The sequence below is a fragment of the Hamadaea sp. genome (assembly GCF_013362815.1).
Lineage (GTDB): Bacteria > Actinomycetota > Actinomycetes > Mycobacteriales > Micromonosporaceae > Hamadaea.
In genome coordinates this window covers 15,329-32,323 of sequence record NZ_JABFVK010000023.1, presented here as the reverse complement: position 1 = coordinate 32,323, position 16,995 = coordinate 15,329, and the positions used below count along the sequence as shown (strand labels likewise).

Annotated in this window: 14 protein-coding genes; 1 reads left to right on the top strand and 13 read right to left on the bottom strand. The window is 69.8% G+C overall.

Going from position 1 to position 16,995, the window contains the following annotated elements; translation table 11 throughout:
• Positions 1 to 73: 73 nt before the first annotated feature.
• The 10 genes from HOV77_RS13275 to ftsY all read right to left on the bottom strand — a co-directional run bounded on the left by HOV77_RS13275 (position 74) and on the right by ftsY (position 10,942).
• Positions 74 to 1,153, bottom strand: coding sequence for an amidohydrolase family protein (locus tag HOV77_RS13275; RefSeq protein WP_290861901.1), 1,080 nt, complete (start codon positions 1,151 to 1,153; stop codon positions 74 to 76).
• 8 nt (positions 1,154 to 1,161) lie between these two features.
• On the bottom strand, positions 1,162 to 1,542 hold the full coding sequence (locus tag HOV77_RS13270) for a PIN domain-containing protein (RefSeq protein ID WP_290861899.1): 381 nt from the start codon (positions 1,540 to 1,542) through the stop codon (positions 1,162 to 1,164).
• Entirely contained in the window at positions 1,539 to 1,886 is a 348-nt protein-coding gene (locus tag HOV77_RS13265) for a ribbon-helix-helix protein, CopG family (RefSeq protein WP_290861897.1), read from the bottom strand. The genes HOV77_RS13270 and HOV77_RS13265 overlap by 4 nt, the downstream gene beginning before the upstream one ends.
• Before the next feature lie 83 nt (positions 1,887 to 1,969).
• The gene (locus HOV77_RS13260) at positions 1,970 to 2,806 is read right to left on the bottom strand and encodes an SGNH/GDSL hydrolase family protein (protein ID WP_290861895.1); all 837 of its coding nucleotides are present in this window, start codon (positions 2,804 to 2,806) and stop codon (positions 1,970 to 1,972) included.
• 138 nt (positions 2,807 to 2,944) lie between these two features.
• Positions 2,945 to 4,468, bottom strand: coding sequence for a signal recognition particle protein (gene ffh, locus HOV77_RS13255; RefSeq protein ID WP_290861893.1), 1,524 nt, complete (start codon positions 4,466 to 4,468; stop codon positions 2,945 to 2,947).
• Between the two features lie 233 nt (positions 4,469 to 4,701).
• On the bottom strand, positions 4,702 to 6,891 hold the full coding sequence (locus tag HOV77_RS13250; RefSeq protein WP_290861891.1) for a [protein-PII] uridylyltransferase: 2,190 nt from the start codon (positions 6,889 to 6,891) through the stop codon (positions 4,702 to 4,704).
• A complete protein-coding gene (locus HOV77_RS13245) occupies positions 6,888 to 7,226 on the bottom strand; it encodes a P-II family nitrogen regulator (RefSeq protein WP_253757051.1) in 339 nt (112 codons plus the stop codon). Before HOV77_RS13245 ends, HOV77_RS13250 begins: the two co-directional genes overlap by 4 nt.
• 24 nt (positions 7,227 to 7,250) lie before the next feature.
• Complete coding sequence (locus tag HOV77_RS13240) at positions 7,251 to 8,654, bottom strand: ammonium transporter (RefSeq protein WP_290862040.1); 1,404 nt, start codon at positions 8,652 to 8,654, stop codon at positions 7,251 to 7,253.
• Positions 8,655 to 8,966: 312 nt separating this feature from the next.
• Entirely contained in the window at positions 8,967 to 9,758 is a 792-nt protein-coding gene (locus HOV77_RS13235; RefSeq protein ID WP_290861888.1) for an aminoglycoside phosphotransferase family protein, read from the bottom strand.
• Positions 9,755 to 10,942: a signal recognition particle-docking protein FtsY gene (ftsY, locus tag HOV77_RS13230; RefSeq protein WP_290861886.1), complete on the bottom strand. Its 1,188-nt coding sequence runs from the start codon at positions 10,940 to 10,942 to the stop codon at positions 9,755 to 9,757. The genes HOV77_RS13235 and ftsY overlap by 4 nt, the downstream gene beginning before the upstream one ends.
• A 103-nt stretch (positions 10,943 to 11,045) precedes the next feature.
• Here ftsY and HOV77_RS13225 point away from each other — a divergent pair, with 103 nt between their 5' ends.
• Positions 11,046 to 12,116 (top strand): DUF5925 domain-containing protein, encoded by a 1,071-nt coding sequence (locus tag HOV77_RS13225; RefSeq protein ID WP_290861884.1) that lies wholly within the window; start codon positions 11,046 to 11,048, stop codon positions 12,114 to 12,116.
• 77 nt (positions 12,117 to 12,193) lie between these two features.
• On the opposite strand, the gene HOV77_RS13220 is transcribed toward HOV77_RS13225, so the two are convergent.
• From HOV77_RS13220 to HOV77_RS13210, 3 genes are all read right to left on the bottom strand, one after another.
• Positions 12,194 to 12,799 carry an HAD-IA family hydrolase gene (locus tag HOV77_RS13220; RefSeq protein ID WP_290861882.1) on the bottom strand — a complete coding sequence of 202 codons (606 nt, stop codon included), beginning with the start codon at positions 12,797 to 12,799 and terminating at the stop codon, positions 12,194 to 12,196.
• Positions 12,799 to 16,341, bottom strand: a complete 3,543-nt coding sequence (smc, locus tag HOV77_RS13215) for a chromosome segregation protein SMC (RefSeq protein WP_290861880.1) — start codon at positions 16,339 to 16,341, stop codon at positions 12,799 to 12,801. Before smc ends, HOV77_RS13220 begins: the two co-directional genes overlap by 1 nt.
• A 211-nt stretch (positions 16,342 to 16,552) precedes the next feature.
• A complete protein-coding gene (locus HOV77_RS13210) occupies positions 16,553 to 16,753 on the bottom strand; it encodes a hypothetical protein (RefSeq protein ID WP_290861878.1) in 201 nt (66 codons plus the stop codon).
• Between the last annotated feature and the right edge of the window lie 242 nt (positions 16,754 to 16,995).

Sequence of the window (16,995 nt, the reverse complement as noted above, 5' to 3'; positions counted from 1 at the left end):
AGATCACGGATCTGCATGCGATCTTGGGCACGGGAAGCATGCGTATCCGTGATCTGCTTGCCTACCGCCGAGGTCAGGCGGAGACGATTCGGCCACGCAGGATGATCAGGCTCGGTTCACGCAAGACCGTGAGGTCCTGACGCGGATCTCGTGGATAGACGACGAGGTCGGCCCACCCGCCTTCGGCGAGTCCGGGGAAGCCCAGCCATTCCCGCGCGCGCCACGAACCGGCGGCCAGCACTTCGTCGGCCGACAACCCGGCCGAGTGCAGGAGCAGCATCTCCTCGGCGGCCAGCCCGTGGGCGATGCCGCCACCGGCGTCGGACCCGACGTAGATCGGCACCCCCGCCTCATGGGCCGCCGCGACCACCGCCGGGAAGCCGTCTCGCAGCGCGAGCATGTGCTTGGCGTACCCCGGGAACTTGGCTTCGGCCCGCTGCGCGATCGATCCGAACGTAGCGATGTTGATCATCGTCGGAACGAGCGCCGTCCCGCGGCGCCCCATCTCAGCGATGATCTCCGGGGACAATCCGGTGCCGTGCTCGACGCAATCGATCCCGGCCTGGACCAGCGTCGCGACGCTCTGCTCCTCGAAGCAGTGTGCGGTGATCCGCGCGCCGGCGGCGTGCGCTGCCTCGACCGCAGCCGCCAAGGTCGCATCGTCCCAAGCGGGAGCGAGATCGCCCCGGTCTCGATCGATCCAGTCGCCGACCAGCTTCACCCAGCCCGTGCCGGCCGCCGCTTGCCGGGTGACTTCTTCCGCCACGAGTTCGGCGGGGACCTCGACGCCGATCTCGGGCAGATACCGGCGTGGTGGTGCGACATGCCGCCCGGCTCGGGCCAGCCGGGGCAACTCCGGTTCGTCGTCCAGCTCCGGGTACGCATACGGCGAACCGGCGTCGCGGATCGCGAGAACTCCGGCGGCCCGGTCGATCAGGGCGAGCTCCCGGGCCTGGTCGAGGCTCTCGATTGGACGGCCGCCTGGGGCGATCCCGATGTGGCAGTGGGCGTCGACCAGCCCCGGAAGGATGAACCCGCCGTCGTTGACCGTGGTGGCGCCAGGTATCGGTGTACGCGACACCCGGTCGCCGTCGAGCCACAGATCGCCGGTCTCATCGTCGGGAAGGAGCACTCCGCGTACGTGCAACGCCATGCGCTCCACTAGACCACAAGGATGTCCAGCTTCTTCCCCAGGGCGGCGGCGATCTTCCGGAGGTCACTGGGATCGCTGGAGACCACTGCCGATCCGTGAGCGAGCGCGGTGACGACCACGATCGCGTCCACCACGTCACTCGTGCCGGACCTTGCGCAGGCCTCCCCGGCCGCCCTGCCGATGCGTTCAGTGTCAGGGGTGATTTCGCAGTCCTTGAGAACCTCGATCAGGCCATGCTGCTTGCCGTCCCGCCAAGCCTGGGCGAGGACGACGACTGGTACGAATAGCGGGACCTGCGACGTCGTTCGGTTCCGGTGCATCCGGACGAAGCGGAAGTCGCGACGTTCCGCCGCCAACAAGGCGCCAGTGTCATAAACAATCGACGTCATCGGCGGTCCTTCGGATCCATCAGACCCAGCCGGATCATCTCCTCGTCGACTTCACGGGCGATGTCCTCGGGCACTGGCCCGAAGAACTCATCCAGCTCACGGAGACGCTGCTGGATCCTGGCATCCTCCTCGAGATCGGCCTTCAGCCGATCCAGGCGCTCTTCGATGGCCTGGGACACCCAGGCCGACATCGTGACACCCGACGCGGCTACGGCCTCCCGCAGGCGAGTGTCCAACTGACTATCCAGCGATAGCGACAACCTGACCACCTTTCCGCTGCCAGGCTTTGCGCCCGGCTCGATCGGTTTCCTGTTGCGCGACTTCTCGCTCCCCGGCTCAGTCACCCGTTGATTTTATTACCGCGTAATACGGAAGGGCAAGGGCGTTCCTCGACGCCCTTGCCCTTGTGGCGACCCATCCGGTCAGGTCAGACCTCCGCCTGGTACGCGTCTGCGAGGACGGCGTACCCGATGGTGTTCGCGTGGATGTCGGTCTTCGCGCACATCCACGTCCATGCGCAGATCCGCGCGACGGCGAGCGGCACCGTGCCGACGCCGGGGAGCGGGACCTGAGTCGTGAGATCCGTCGAGGCGAACGCGCCCGCGACGTCGGCGACCCGGGCGTCCGCGGCGTGGTAGAGCGCCGTCAGAATGTTGTTGAAGAGGCCACTGACCTGAATGGACTGAAGCGCCAGCGCCCGACCGGCCGGCCCGGCCAGCCAGGCCGCGAGGTAGGGGTTGTAGTAGGTCATCCCGATGATCGGCGTATGCGGAGCGACCGCCCGCAGCCGGGCGAGGATCTGCCCGAGATTCACGGTCAACGCCGCCAGCGCGCTCTGTACGCACCCCGGATCGATCGTGCCGCCCTTGGCGCAGTGGTTGAGGTCGTTGCCGCCGATGTCGATCGTGACCAGCGAGACCTTGTCCTTGTGCGCGTGCAGGAAGCGTTCGGCCGCCTCGAGTTGAGAGGCGCGACCGGGGTACTCGCAGATCCCGCCGTCGAGCAGGGTGCCCGAGGTCTCGCCGCCGCAGCCCAGATTCTCCAGGCTCAGCTTCGGTTGGGTGGCCTGCAGCTGACGGTGCAGCTGCCAGACGTAGCCCTCGGTGCGGTCCAACGGCGTGACCGGCTGGTAGCCGGCCGCCAGCGAATCGCCGAGCGCCAGATAGTACGTGGTGGATCTGTCCGGCGAGGCCGACGCGGGAGCGCCCACGAGTCCCAGGGTGAGCGCGGCAACGGCGGCGACGGAGGTGATGCGTCGCAACATGGACGCAACGTACTCGCGAGTAGCGTCGCGCGCAGCCCCTGCTTCGCCGCCCCCGCTCGTATCAGCTCGCTCGCGTTGTCCGGCGGCCTCCGCCCGCTCGCTGGCGGCGGCGCGCTCGCGCGTCGCCCCGAACGAACGCTAGTTGTCCCGCTTGAAGAGCTTGTTGAAGTCCAGCTTCGGCACCTTGAAGTCGTCGCCGCCGCCAAGCTGCGTCGGGTCCAGACCCGGCGGAAGCTGAGGCATCCCACCGGGCAGGCCGGCCGGGAAGCCGCCGCCGGAGCGGCCGCCGCCCTTGGTGCCCTTGCGCTTGTTCTTCGGGCTCTTGGTCGCCTTGCGCCGGCCGCCGCCGGGCAGGCCCATCATGCCGCCCATCTGCTTCATCATCTTCTGCGCGTCGGTGAAACGGTTGAGCAGCTGATTGACGTCCATGACGGTGACGCCGGAACCGTTGGCGATGCGGGCGCGGCGCGACCCGTTGATGATCTTCGGGTTGGCGCGCTCGTGCGGGGTCATCGACCGGATGATCGCGGTTACCCGGTCGAAGTGCTTGTCGTCCAGGTCGTCGAGCTGACCCTTCATCTGGTTCATGCCCGGCATCATCTTGAGCATGTTGGCGATCGGGCCCATCCGGCGGATCGCGATCAGCTGGTCGAGGAAGTCTTCCAGCGTGAACTGCTCGCCGCCCATGAGCTTGGCGGCCATCTTCTCCTTCTGATCGGCGTCGAAGGCCGCCTCGGCCTGCTCGATCAGCGTGAGGACGTCGCCCATACCCAGGATGCGGCTGGCCATCCGGTCGGGGTGGAAGACGTCGAAGTCCTCCAGCTTCTCGCCGGTGGACGCGAAGAGGATGGGCTGCCCGGTGACATGGCGTACGCTCAGCGCCGCGCCACCCCGGGCGTCACCGTCCAGCTTGGACAACACGACACCGGTGATGCCGACTCCGTCGCGGAATGCCTCGGCCGTGGCGACCGCGTCCTGACCCACCATCGCGTCGATGACGAAGATGACCTCGTCGGGGGTGACCGCGTCGCGGATCGAGGCGGCCTGCGCCATCATCTCCTGGTCGATGCCCAGCCGACCGGCGGTGTCGACGATGACGATGTCGCGCATGTGGCGGCGGGCGTACTCGATCGACTCCTTGGCGACCGCGACCGGGTCGCCGACGCCGTTGCCCGGCTCGGGGGCGAAGACTTCGACGCCCGCCCGCTCGCCTAGCACCTGCAGCTGGTTGACGGCGTTCGGGCGCTGCAGGTCGGCCGCGACCAGCATCGGCTGGTGGCCCTGACCCTTGAGCCACTTGGCGAGCTTTCCGGCCAGGGTGGTCTTACCGGAACCCTGGAGACCCGCCAGCATGATCACGGTCGGCGGCTGCTTGGCGAACTGGAGCCGCCGAGCCTCGCCGCCGAGGACGTTGATCAGCTCCTCGTGGACGATCTTGATGATCTGCTGGGCCGGGTTGAGCGCCTGCGACACCTCGGAGCCGCGCGCCCGCTCCTTGAGCGCGGCGATGAACGCGCGCACGACCGGCAGCGCGACATCCGCCTCGAGCAGGGCGAGCCGGATCTCGCGGGCGGTGGCGTCGATGTCGGCCTCGGTGAGCCGCCCCTTGCCGCGCAGCTTCGTGAAGATCCCCGAAAGCCGGTCGCTCAGTGTGTCAAACACAGCGCAATCATCCCGTTGGTGAGGTTTGTCCGATCAAGGGCGGCTCGCCGCCGCCCCCGAAAGACTACCCGCCGCCCAGGGCGCTCGGCGCGCCGAGCTTCGTGGGCCGCAGGAAGCCGCCGGATCAGGGATGTGGGTCGAATCATGGGGCAAGATTCGACCGAGAACCCTGATCCGGTGCCCAAAGACCAGCACAGCGCGCGAGCGTGCGACGAGCGGGCGGGGGCGGGCAGCTAACCCAGCATGGGGAGAAGAGCGGCCTCAATCGCGACCCGGTCGACCGGCCCGATCAGATAGAAGGCGTCGACGACGTCAGCGCCCAGCGTGGAGACCCGGGCGGCCCGGAGGTTCACGCCGAGCTCGGCGAGCGTCGAGGTGATCCGGTAGAGCAGGCCAGGCTCGTCGGTCGCGCGTACTTCGAGCAGGTCGTCGGCGGGCCAGAGCACCCGGGGACGGGGACGGGCGGCGTTCGGCGTACGCGAGCGCCGGGCCAGCCGAGCCGGCAGGGCAAGTTGGTCGAGAGCCGCCCGGCGGAGATCCGCCGCCAGCAGATCCCGGTCGGGCGAGGTGCCATAACGGGGCTGCACAGCGCACTGCAGAACCGCCCGCTCCGCGACCGTGATCGAGTTGACCGCGACCACTTCGAGCTGGTGCATGGCCAGGCAGCCGGCGACCGTCGCGAGCAGTCCGCGGCGGTCCTTGGCCGCGAGCGCGACCCAATCCGGCGCCACCTGCACTACCGGCAGGTCGGCTCGCAACAGTGTCGGGTCCGGCGCCATCGGCACCGGCAGCGGGGCTCCGGCCAGGCTCGCCCGGACGGCGGCGACTAGCTGGTCGATCAGCCGCGACTTCCAAGTGGTCCAGGCTGCGGGTCCGGTCGCGACCGCGTCCGACCGCGCGAGCATGTGGAGCAGCTCCAGGGTCTCGGTGTCCCCCACGATCTCCGCGACCGCGGTCACCGTCGCGGGATCGCCGATGTCGCGCCGGGTCGCGATCTCCGGCAGCACGAGGTGGTGCCGGACCAGGCGCTCGATCAACGCGACGTCCGCCTCCGGCAGCCCGACGCGGCGCGCGATTCCGGCCGCGATCGGCGCGCCGACCTCACTGTGGTCGCCCGGCAAGCCCTTGCCCACGTCGTGCACGAGCGCGCCGAGCAAGAGCAGGTCGGGCCGGGCGACCTCGCGTGCGTACCCGGCTGCCTCGGCCGCCGCCGAGATCAGGTGACGGTCCAATGTGAACTGATGCACCGGGTTGTGCTGCGGCGCGCCGCGCAACCGGCTCCACTCCGGCAGCCAGGCCGTGATCAGCCCGAAGCGGTCACACGCAGTCCAGGTCGGGATCAGCGCCGGGCCCGAGCCCAGCAAGCTCATCAGAGTGGTACGCGCAGCGGCGGGCCACGGATTGGGCAACGGCGGAACGTAGCGACTCAGCCACTCCAAAGTGGACCGGGCGATGGGGAGCTTCGCGGTGGCGGCCGCCGCGGCGACGCGAAGCGACAGGCTGGGGTCGGGATGCGGGGTGACCGCCGACCGGGCGAGCACGACTTCGCCGTCGCTCTCGACGACGTCGGTCGCCAACGGCAGGCGCTGCGCCCGGTGCGGTACGCCGCCCCGCCCCAACGAGGCACGCCAGCGATGAACGGACCGCCAGGCGTCGTCCAGCGCCCATTCGATCGTCGCCGCGTCGTTGGCCACTCGTCGCAGCAGCGCATCGCCGTCGGGCAGATCGAGCGCCTCGGCGACGGCGGTACGCTCGTGCGCCACCAGGCGGTCCAGGTTCCGCCCGGCCGACAGGTGGAGGGCGTCCCGAACGTCCAGAAGGCGGATCTGCGCTGCGCGTATCACTGGAGGAGTTGCGTCGGCGATGCCGGCGCGACCGATCCCGCGCAGAATGCCCACGTCCCGCAGACCGCCCGCGGCCTCCTTGAGGTCGCCCTCGAGCAGTTGGGCCAGCGTGCCGTGCGTGGCGTGCCGGGCCGCCGTGACCTCGCGCAGCCGGCTGAGCTGCACCGGAGCGGTACGCCGCCAGAGGTCGGCCGCACTCCGCGCTAGCCGGGCGGTGAGGCCGGCGTCGCCCGTGACGTGCCGCGCGTCGAGCAGGCCGAGCGCGACCTTGGCGTCGGACTCGGCCGCGGCCAGGGACTCCGCCACGGTCCGGACCGAGTGGTCGAGGCCGACCCGGCTGTCCCAGACGGGGTACCAGATGCGCGCCGCCAGCTCCTCGATCCCGGCCACTCCCGTATGCAGCAGCACCAGGTCGAGGTCGCCCTTGGGGGCGCATTCGCGACGGCCGAGACCGCCCACGGCGACGAGGCTGACACCCGGCGGCAACCCCGAGTCTGCCGCCAACTTGGTCAGCCAGACGTCGAACGCCGCCGCACGCTCAGAGCGTGCGGCGGCGCCGATGTGCTGTGCGTCGATCACAGTGCGTCGAGGCCGCGTTCGCCGGTACGCACCCGGATCACCTCGGAGACCTCCGTGACCCAGACCTTGCCGTCGCCGATCTTCCCGGTCCGTGCGGCGGTGACGATGTTGTCGACCACCTTGTCCACGTCCAGTTCGTCGGTGAGCACCTCGATACGGATCTTCGGCAGGAACTCCACCGTGTACTCGGCGCCCCGGTACACCTCGGTGTGTCCCTTCTGCCGGCCGTATCCCTGGACCTCGCTGACCGTCATGCCCGCCACGCCCAGCGTCTGCAACGCCGCCTTCACGGCGTCCAGCTGATATGGCTTGATGACCGCGGTGACCAGCTTCATGCTCAATCCCTCCATCGTTGGACCTTAACCGGCCACCTTCTCGGTGGACGGGGCCGACTCTTCGGCCTCCGCGGCCTTGCCCGGCGCCGACGCGAGGCCGGCCAGGGCGAACGCACCGGCAGCGCCGCCGGTGGGAGCGAAGTCGTACGCCGACTCGGCGTGCTCGGCGACGTCGATGCCCTCGACCTCGGTCTCCGGCGACGTCCGCAGCCCGATGGTGTACTTGATCGCCAGGGCGATCAGGGCCGCCACGCCGAACGAGAAGATCGAGACCGAGCCGCTGGCCAGCGCCTGTCGGCCGAGCTGAGTCAGGCCGCCCCCGTAGAACAGGCCGTTGTCGGCGCCGAGGATCTTGTCGTCGGTGATCCAGGAGTTCACGTAGTCGTTGGCGAAGAAGCCGATCGACAGCGAGCCGATCCATCCGCCGACGAAGTGAACGCCGAAGACGTCGAGCGAGTCGTCGAAGCCGAAGCGGTACTTCAAGCTCACCGCGAGGGCACAAACCGCACCGGCGATGATGCCGAGGACGACCGCGGCCCATGGGGAGATGAAGCCACAGGCCGGGGTGATGGCGACCAGACCGGCCACCGCGCCCGAGGACGCGCCGACGAGGGTCGGCTTGCCCGACTTGATCCACTCGACCGCGACCCAGCCCAGGACGGCGGCCGCCGTGGCGACCTGGGTGTTGACGAACGCGATCGCGGCGGTGCCGTCGGCGGTCAGCTCCGAACCGGCGTTGAATCCGAACCAGCCGAACCACAGCAGGCCGGCGCCGAGCGCCACGAACGGCACGTTGTGCGGCTTGAACGCCTCCTTCGGCCAGCCGACCCGTTTGCCCAGCACCAGCGCGACGGCCAAGGCAGCCGCACCGGCGTTGATGTGGACCGCGGTACCACCGGCGAAGTCGAGCGCGTGCAGCTTCGTGGCGATCCAGCCGCCACCCCAGATCCAGTGCGCCACCGGAACGTACACGAGGGTGAACCAGCCGAAGGCGAAGACCAGCCAGCCCGCGAACTTCAGGCGGTCCGACAGGGCGCCGCTGATCAGGGCGACGGTGATGATGGCGAACATCATCTGGAAGGCCATCACCACGAACGTGGGAATGCCCGTCGACGCGCCGCCCGCCATCCAGAACTCGCTGAACGTCGTCCCGGTCTTGCCGCCCAGATACTGGCTGAAGCTACCGATGACGGTGTTCACGTCCGCGTTGTCGTTGGTGCCGAACGCGAGCGAGAAGCCGTACATGAGCCACAGGACCGAGACGAGCCCGATCGTCACGAAGCTCATCATCATCATGTTCAGTACGCTCTTGGCCCGGTTGAGACCGCCGTAGAAGAAGGCGAGACCCGGCGTCATGAGCAACACAAGTGCGCTGGAGACGAGCAACCAGGTCGTGTTCCCGGTGTCGATCGTCGGCGCGTCCTCCAGGAGCAGCACGTGCCCTCCTCAGTGAGTGGAATTCTCCCTCCCGGCTGGGCCGCATCGCCGCTGCGCCGGTTGTTGGGGGAGCTTTCCGGGCGCGTGTTTCACGCATTCACGTTGCGCGGTTTCGTGTGTGTGACGAAGTGTTTCCGGCGTGTGAAGAAATCCTCACGAGGCTCTTCGGCCGTCCGTTTTAGCGCTGGATCAGGGTTCTCGGTCGAATTCCCAACTGACCGCACTCCTGGCGGCTCGCCCGAGAGGCTCCCCGGCGTGATTCGACCCAGATCCGTGATCCAGCGCCCCGGAAGCCGGGCGCGCTCAACGCAGGGCGTGTTCCAACGTGTAGCGCTCGTAATCAAGCAGCCGCAGATCGCGCATCGGCCGCCGGAGATGACCCTTGTTGACGATCCGGACGAACGCAGGATCACCCGCGGCCGCCATCCGGCGGATGCCTTCGACGTGGTCGACGATGCGCTTGCGGATCGTGCGTACGAGGCGGTGGCGGTCGCGCGGGATCAGCCCGTAGGCGTCGGCGAACAGCCGCAGGCGGCGCGGCCGGTCGGGCCGGTGCCACCCGAGCGTCACCGAGTCCCGGTCGCTGAACAGCGGCACCCAGGTCCAGGCGGCGTACGCGACGTCGTAGATGCGCGCACCGGGCGACGCCAGGTCGAAGTCGATCATCGCCAGGGTGCCGTCCGGACGCCAGATGACGTTGTGCGGAGCGGCGTCGTGGTGGCAGATGACCTCGGCGTCCGGCGGCGGCGGGCCGAACGAGCGCCACACCGCGCCGGGCGGCGGGCGGAAACCGGCCTGGGCGTCGTGGAACATGCGCAGCATGGTGGCGACGGTGACGAGCGCCTCATCGGTCACCCAGTAGGGCTTGAGCGGGTACTCGCCGCACTCCCCGGCCAGGTAGGAGAGGACCTCACGGCCCTGCGTGTCCATGCCGAGCGCCCGGGGCGAGCCGGTGAACCCGGCGTGCTCCAAATGGCGCAACAGAGCGTGGACTGACGGGGTCCAGGGCCCGGCGTTCCGGCGTACGGTGTCTCCCACCCGCACTACGGTTGAGACGTTGCCTCCGCGCAGCGGGATCTCATAGTCCACAGTCACACGGCGTCCGGGTGTTCGGTGCCCAGCAGAGCGCTGACGAAGACGGCGGGTTCGAACGGGGCCAGGTCGTCCGGGCCCTCGCCGAGTCCCACCAGTTTGACCGGGATCCCGAGCTTGCGCTGCACAGCGATGACGATACCGCCCTTGGCGGTTCCGTCCAGCTTCGTGAGCGCGACACCCGAGACGTCGCACACCTCCATGAAGACGCGGGCCTGCTCCAAGCCGTTCTGTCCGGTTGTGGCGTCCAGGATGAGCAGGGTCTCGTCGACCGGGCCGTGCTTTTCCACCACCCGCTTGACCTTGCCGAGCTCGTCCATGAGGCCGATCTTGTTCTGCAGCCGACCCGCGGTGTCGATGAGCACCGTGTCCACGCCGGTGTCGATGCCCTGCTTGACCGCGTCGAAGGCCACGGCGGCCGGGTCGCCGCCCTCAGGGCCGCGGACGACGGTCGCGCCGACCCGGCCACCCCAGGTGGCGAGCTGGTCGGCGGCGGCGGCCCGGAACGTGTCGGCCGCGCCGAGGACGACGCTGTGGCCGTCAGCGACCAGTACGCGGGCGATCTTCCCGCAGGTGGTGGTCTTGCCGGCGCCGTTGACCCCCACGACCAGGATCACCGCCGGGCGGCCGTCGTGCGGGCTCGCCTTCAGCGACCGGTCGAGCTTCGGGTCCAGTGCCTCGGTGAGCTCCTCGGCGAGCAGCGTCTTGACGTCGGACACGGTACGCGTACCGAGGATACGGGTGCGCTCGCGCAGCTTGGCGACGATCTGACCGGTGGCCTCGACCCCGACGTCCGCCGTGATCAGGCTCTCCTCGATCTCCTCCCAGGCGTCCTCGTCCAGCCGGTCCCGGGACAGCACCGCCAGCAGACCCCGGCCGAAGGCGTTCTGGCTGCGGGCGAGCCGGCTCCGGAGGCGGACGAGCCGACCGGCGGTGGGCTCGGGCACCTCGACTTGCGGCTCCGGCACAGCCTCCGGCTCCCGGATGACCGGTGTCGGCGGGGCGGGCGCGACCTCAGCGGGAGCGGGTGCCTTGGTGGGAGCGGTGACCTCGCCGGGTGCCGCCTCGACGCTCGGCGCGGACGGCTGCGGCGGAACGCTGCGGCGCGTACGGCGTACTGCGAAGACGGCGAGCGCGATGCCGATCACAACGATCAGCACCACCAGAGGGATGACGAGGTTTTCCATCCGGCCATCCTCTCAGACTCGGGCCGCCCGGCGTCGGCACGCCCGGCGTCGGCCCAGCCGAAATCCGTTGATCGATGCGGGGCACCGGCCCGATCATGTTCAGGTGTCTTTCCCGCACACCTTCTACCTGGACGACGGCGACTCTCCGGTCGACGTCATCGACGCCATGGCGCTCGCCGAGTTCGCGACGGGCGCTCAGCCCTTCGCGCGTACGAAGCGCCTGGAACGGGTGCGGTCGGACGCGCTGCTGCTGCCCGCCGGCGCCCAGATCCAGCGCGCCGCCAAAGACGACGGCACCAGCTCCCACCTCGCCACCGGCGACGGCTGGACCCTCCGGGCCGTACGCTGGCGCGGCGGCTCCGCCATGGTCACCGTCACCGCCGACTCCGCCGAGCTGGCCCGGACGGTGCTCGAGGAGAGCATCAAGGACGTCCAGGAGCCGGAGCCGACCGACACCGAGACGGTCGAGGTCGGTTTCGCCCACTTCACCGGGAACGGACCCCGGCGCGCGGTACGCAAGATCGCCACCACGCCGTGGCGGGAGCTGCGGCGGAATTACGCGAACACGGTCGCCGAGCAGTTCGACCGGCTCATGGCGCTCACCCCGGACACGATCGACGGACGCCTGCTGCTCCTGCACGGCCCGCCCGGCACCGGCAAGACCAACGTGCTGCGCAGCCTCGCCCGCGAATGGCGGTCCTGGTGCCGGATCGACGCCGTCATCGACCCCGAGTCGCTGTTCGGCTCGCCGTCCTACCTCATGAGCATGGCGGTCGGGATGGACGACGACGAGGACGGTCCGAGCTGGCGGATGCTGCTGCTGGAGGACTGCGACGAGCTGATCCGGGCCGAGGCGAAGCAGGCGACCGGCCAGGCGCTGTCGCGGCTGCTCAACCTCACCGACGGACTCCTGGGCCAGGGGCGGAACGTGCTGGTCGCGATCACCACGAACGAGGACCTGTCCCGGCTGCACCCGGCAGTCCTGCGCCCGGGACGCTGCCTGGCGCGCATCGAGGTGACGGCTCTCCCGTACGCCGAGGCCGCCACGTGGCTCGGTACGCCGTCCGGCATCCCTACCGGTGGCGCGACCCTCGCCGAGCTGTACGCGCTCCGCTCCGGTACGCCGTCCGCCCGGGCCGTCGACGCGGACGAGCGGGTCGGTCAGTACCTCTGACGATCGCTGCAGATCACGGTTACGCATGCTTCGAACGACCCCGGGAGGCCTGCGTAACCGTGATCTGCAGCTGAGAGCTAAAGACCCAGCGCGGCTTTCAGATAAGGGATGTCCCCGTGGCCGCTCCACCGGAAAGCGGCGATGCCGACCCGGCGAGCGCCTTCGACGTTGCGCATCGAGTCATCGACGAACAGGCAATACCGCGGAACCGTCCGCACCAGTACGCACGCCGCCCGGTAGTACTCGGGCTGTGGTTTGGCGTACCTGACGTCGGAGGAGTTGGCGACGGCGTCGAAGTCCTCGGCGATGCCGAGCTGGGCGAGATCGTCCGCCAGATCCCGGGGCGCGTTGGTGCACAACCCGACCGGTACGCCGGCCGCGCGTACCTCCCGGACGAACTCGAGCACCTCACGGTCCACATAACCCCGGTACGCAGCCAGCTCGTCGACCTCCGCGGAAGTCAGCCCGAGAGTCGCACCGACGTCGGCCAACCACTCGGCCCGAGTCCACCCGCCGGTGACCAGCGTCTTGTAGCGCGCGGGTTCCATCGCCGTCCGGAAGATCGCGCCGGGTTCGAGGAAGTGCCGGTCCTCGATCACGGCGTCGATCGCCCCGTCGTAGTGGCGAAGTACTCCGTCCAGGTCGAGCAGAAGGGCTTTCGCGGGCTCGCGTACGCCGGTCATCAATCGTCCTCACGCGACAGTCGCTGGCTGATCACCTCGGTCACACCGGCACGCATGGTGACGCCGTACAACGCGTCGGCGACCTCCATCGTGCGCTTCTGGTGCGTGATGATGATCAGCTGGCTCTTCTCGCGGAGCTGCTCGAAGAGGGTGATCAGGCGGCCGAGGTTGACGTCGTCGAGCGCCGCCTCCACCTCGTCCATGATGTAGAACGGGCTGGGGCGCGCCCGGAAGATCGCGCAGAGCAACGCGACCGCCGTCAGCGACCGCTCGCCGCCGGACAGCAGCGACAGCCGCTTGATCTTCTTGCCCGGCGGGCGTGCCTCGACCTCGACCCCGGTGGTCAGCATGTCGTCGGGATCGGTGAGGATCAGCCGGCCCTCGCCGCCCGGGAACAGGACCCGGAAGACCTCTTCGAACTCCCGCGCCGTGTCGTGGAACGCGTCGGCGAAGACCTGGAGGATGCGGTCGTCGACGTCCTTGACCACGGTGAGCAGGTCCTTGCGGGTGGCCTTGAGGTCTTCGAGCTGGTCGGAGAGGAACTTGTAGCGCTCCTCCAGCGCCGCGAACTCCTCCAGCGCCAGCGGGTTGACCTTGCCGAGCAGGGCCAGCTCGCGTTCCGCCTTCGAGGCGCGCTTCTCCTGGATCGCCCGGTCGTAAGGAATGGCGTCGGCCTCTTCGTCGCCATCGGAGTCGAGCACGACCGGCACGGGAACGTGCGGGCCATACTCGCCGAGCAGGGTGTCGACGTCGATCGAGTACTCCTCGGCCGCCTTCGCCTCCAGCTGCTCGATGCGCAGCCGCTGCTCCGCCCGGGCCACCTCGTCGCGGTGCACCTCGCTCGTGAGCCGCTCCAGGTCGCCGCCGAGCCGCTTGGCGTCCGCGCGTACCTCGGCCAGTTCGGCTTCCCGCGCAGTCCGCGCCTCGGCCAGCTCGTCCCGGCGGCTCGCGGCTGCGATCAACGCGCCGGACAGCTGTTCGAGGGCCAGTCGCGCGCCGCTCTCGACGGACCGGGCGATACCCGCGCCACGCTCCCGGGCCGCGCGGCGGGCGGCTGCCCGTTCTCTCGCGGCCCGTTCGGCCTGCGCCTGGCGCAACAGGGAATCCGCGCGGCCCGCGATGCTCGATACCCGTTCCTCACTGGTACGCACAGCGAGGCGGACTTCCATCTCATTCTGTCGAGCCTGCGGCACCAACGCTGCGAGCCGGTCCCGTTCCGCCGACGAGGGATCCTCCTCGATCGGGCTGTCCTGGGCCAGTTCGAGGCGCTCCTCCAGCTCGGCGAGGCGTTCGAGGTCCTCCTCGCGGCTGGCCACCGCCTTGTCCCGGGCGAGGGCGAGCCGGTCGGCCTCGGCTCGCGCCGAGCGGGCGGCCGCACCGAGTTCGGCCAGGTGACGGGCGACGGCGTTGCGCTCGCCCTCGGCCGCTCGCTTGGCCGCCGCGGCGTCGTCGACGGACTTCTTCCGGACCGCGATGACTTCCCGCGACGCGGTGATCTGATGGCGCAACCGGGACAACTCCGCCTCGGCGGCGGCCCGCTTCTGGTCGGCCTCGTCGACGGCGGCCTGGGTCTCGATGTAGCTGGGTTCCTTGGCTGATCCACCGGCAGCGGCGTACGCCCCGATGACGTCGCCTTCCGGAGTCACCGCCTTCACCTGCGGGTACGCCGTCACCAGCTCGGTCGCCTGGCGCAGATCGGTGACGATCGCGACCTCGGCGAGTGCCTTGTCGACGGCCGGCCGCAGTTCCTCGGCGCACCGCACCAGGTCGCTGGCCCATCGGGCGCCGTCCGGCAGCGCCACCGCGGGCGGCCGGCTCACCCCGCGCCCGCCGATCAGCATCGCGGCCCGGCCGGCGTCGGAGATCTTGAGCAGGCGCATCGCCTCGGCGGCCTCGTCGACCCCGGCGACGACCACGGCGTCGGCCAGCCCACCGAGCGCGGCGGCGATCGCACCCTGATAACCCGCCTCGACGGTGAGCAGCGACGCGACGCTGCCCAGCAGCCCGGGTACGTCGTCGGACCGGGCGAGCAGCGCACCGGCCCCGTCCTTGCGGCGTAGGCCGAGCGACAGGGCTTCGGCCCGGGCCCGCCAGCTCGCCGCGTCCTTCTCCGTCGTCCGTTCGGCGTCGGAGAGCAGTTTCAGCTGTTCGTTGGCCTCGGTCAGGGCAGCAGTCGCCTCGGCGAGCGCCTCGTCGAGAGCCACGTTGTCCCGGTCGGCCTCGGTCGACTCGGCGTTGGCGACGTCCACTTCCTCCTGCGCCTGACCGGCGCGCGCGGCGGCGTCGGCGTACGCGGCGCTCAGCCGGGAGATCTCCTCGGCGGCGGTGGTCGTCCGGGTTCGGGCGCTGGCGACCTGACCGGCCAGTTTGGCCAGCCCTTCGCGCCGGTCCGCGATCGCCTTGACCGCGGCGACGAGCGCCTTCTCGGCCGCGGCGAGCTCGTGCTCCAGCCGTTGGCGGGCGGCGATCGCCTCGGCCAGCCGGTCCTTGTCGATCTCCAGAGCCTCGCGGAGGGCGATCTCCTCGTCCCGGACCGCCTCGGCCTCTTCGACGAGCAGGTCCGGGTCACGGCCACGCTGCTCGTCCTCGGCGGGGGCGGACAGGTGCCGCAGGCGCTCCGCCGCGAGCTGTGCAGTCGAGCGGAACCGCTCCTGCAAGGCGGAGAGCTGGTACCAAGTGTCCTGAGCAGCCTGCAGGGCCGGCGCGTCCGCGGCGTGCGCCGTCTCCAGTTCGTTCAGCAGGCGCTGGGCCTGGGCGTACTCGGCCTCGACGGTGCGCCGGCGGTCGCGCAGCGCGGCTTCGTCGGCGATCTCCCGATCGAGGGTGCTGCGCAGCGTGTTGAGGTCGTCGGCGAGCAGCCGCAGCCGGGCGTCACGTAGATCGGCCTGGATGCCGGCGGCCCGCCGGGCGATCTCGGCCTGCCGGCCGAGCGGCTTGAGCTGCCGCCGGAGCTCCGTCGTGAGGTCGTTGAGCCGGTTGAGGTTGGCCTGCATCGCGTCGAGCTTCCGCAGCGCCTTCTCCTTGCGCTTGCGGTGCTTCAGTACGCCGGCCGCCTCCTCGATGAACGCGCGGCGGTCCTCCGGCTTGGCGTGCAGAACCGCGTCGAGCTGACCCTGCCCCACGATGACGTGCATCTCCCGGCCGATGCCGGAGTCGGAGAGCAGCTCCTGGATGTCGATCAAGCGGCAGCGGTCGCCGTTGATCTCGTACTCGCTCTCGCCCGAGCGGAACATCCGCCGCGTGATCGACACCTCGGTGTAGTCGATCGGCAGCGCGCCGTCACCGTTGTCGATCGTCAGGGTGACCTCGGCGCGGCCCAGGGGCGGGCGACCGGCGGTCCCGGCGAAGATGACGTCTTCCATCTTGCCGCCGCGCAGCGCCTTGGCGCCCTGCTCGCCGAGAACCCAGGAGATGGCGTCGACCACGTTCGACTTGCCGGAGCCGTTCGGGCCCACCACGCAGGTGATTCCCGGCTCCAGCTGCAACTTGGTCGTGGAGGCGAAGGACTTGAACCCCTTCGCCGTCAGGGTCTTGAGGTGCACGGGTCTCCGCTGTCTCGTGAAGGTGCAGAGGTGGAGCCTACCCGCTCGGGGTCCGACGTCGGCGGCGGCGCGGCGGGACGCGGTGCCGGGCGCACCTACCCACTATCGGACAGCGCTACACAAGCGCAGGTCGCGGCCGGGCCATAGACAGACAACAGCGCGCCGCCACCATCGTGGCAGGCGCGCTATCAGGTTCTTCCGACCAGGCCGATCAGGCCATGGCCGTCTCGGCGAGACGGAGGAACTCGTCGTTCTCGCTCCCGGCGACCGCAGCGGCCAGCCGATCGTTCTCCGCCCGCAGGCGGGTGTTCTCGAACTCCAACGAGTTCACCCGGGCACGCAACTTCGTGACCTCGTCGAGAAGGCGCCGGTCTGGTGCCATCGTGACGTGGCCAAAGAGGGCCTTCGCCATTTCATCTCCTTGTTCTGCGCCACCGGTATGCCGGTCGACACGCGCCCATTTGTCTCGCGGCAGCCAGCCCACGGCGCATGTGGGTGGACACGGTTAGGGCGCGATACGGCGTCGGATTCCATACTCCGCCGATCGGGAGTCGGAGTCAAGCTGCGCCACCGAGTGACACCCGTTACCGCCTGTTCCCGGTCTGTCGTGATCTGACACATCGTCTGGGTTGCCCATGCCCGGTCGTCCCGATA

Coding starts and splice junctions, on each gene's coding strand:
- HOV77_RS13245 (WP_253757051.1), bottom strand. CDS start 7,226: ATGAAGCTGGTCACCGCGGTCATCAAGCCATATCAGCTGGACGCCGTG.
- HOV77_RS13210 (WP_290861878.1), bottom strand. CDS start 16,753: ATGGCGAAGGCCCTCTTTGGCCACGTCACGATGGCACCAGACCGGCGC.
- HOV77_RS13275 (WP_290861901.1), bottom strand. CDS start 1,153: ATGGCGTTGCACGTACGCGGAGTGCTCCTTCCCGACGATGAGACCGGC.
- HOV77_RS13260 (WP_290861895.1), bottom strand. CDS start 2,806: ATGTTGCGACGCATCACCTCCGTCGCCGCCGTTGCCGCGCTCACCCTG.
- ftsY (WP_290861886.1), bottom strand. CDS start 10,942: ATGGAAAACCTCGTCATCCCTCTGGTGGTGCTGATCGTTGTGATCGGC.
- HOV77_RS13270 (WP_290861899.1), bottom strand. CDS start 1,542: ATGACGTCGATTGTTTATGACACTGGCGCCTTGTTGGCGGCGGAACGT.
- HOV77_RS13220 (WP_290861882.1), bottom strand. CDS start 12,799: ATGACCGGCGTACGCGAGCCCGCGAAAGCCCTTCTGCTCGACCTGGAC.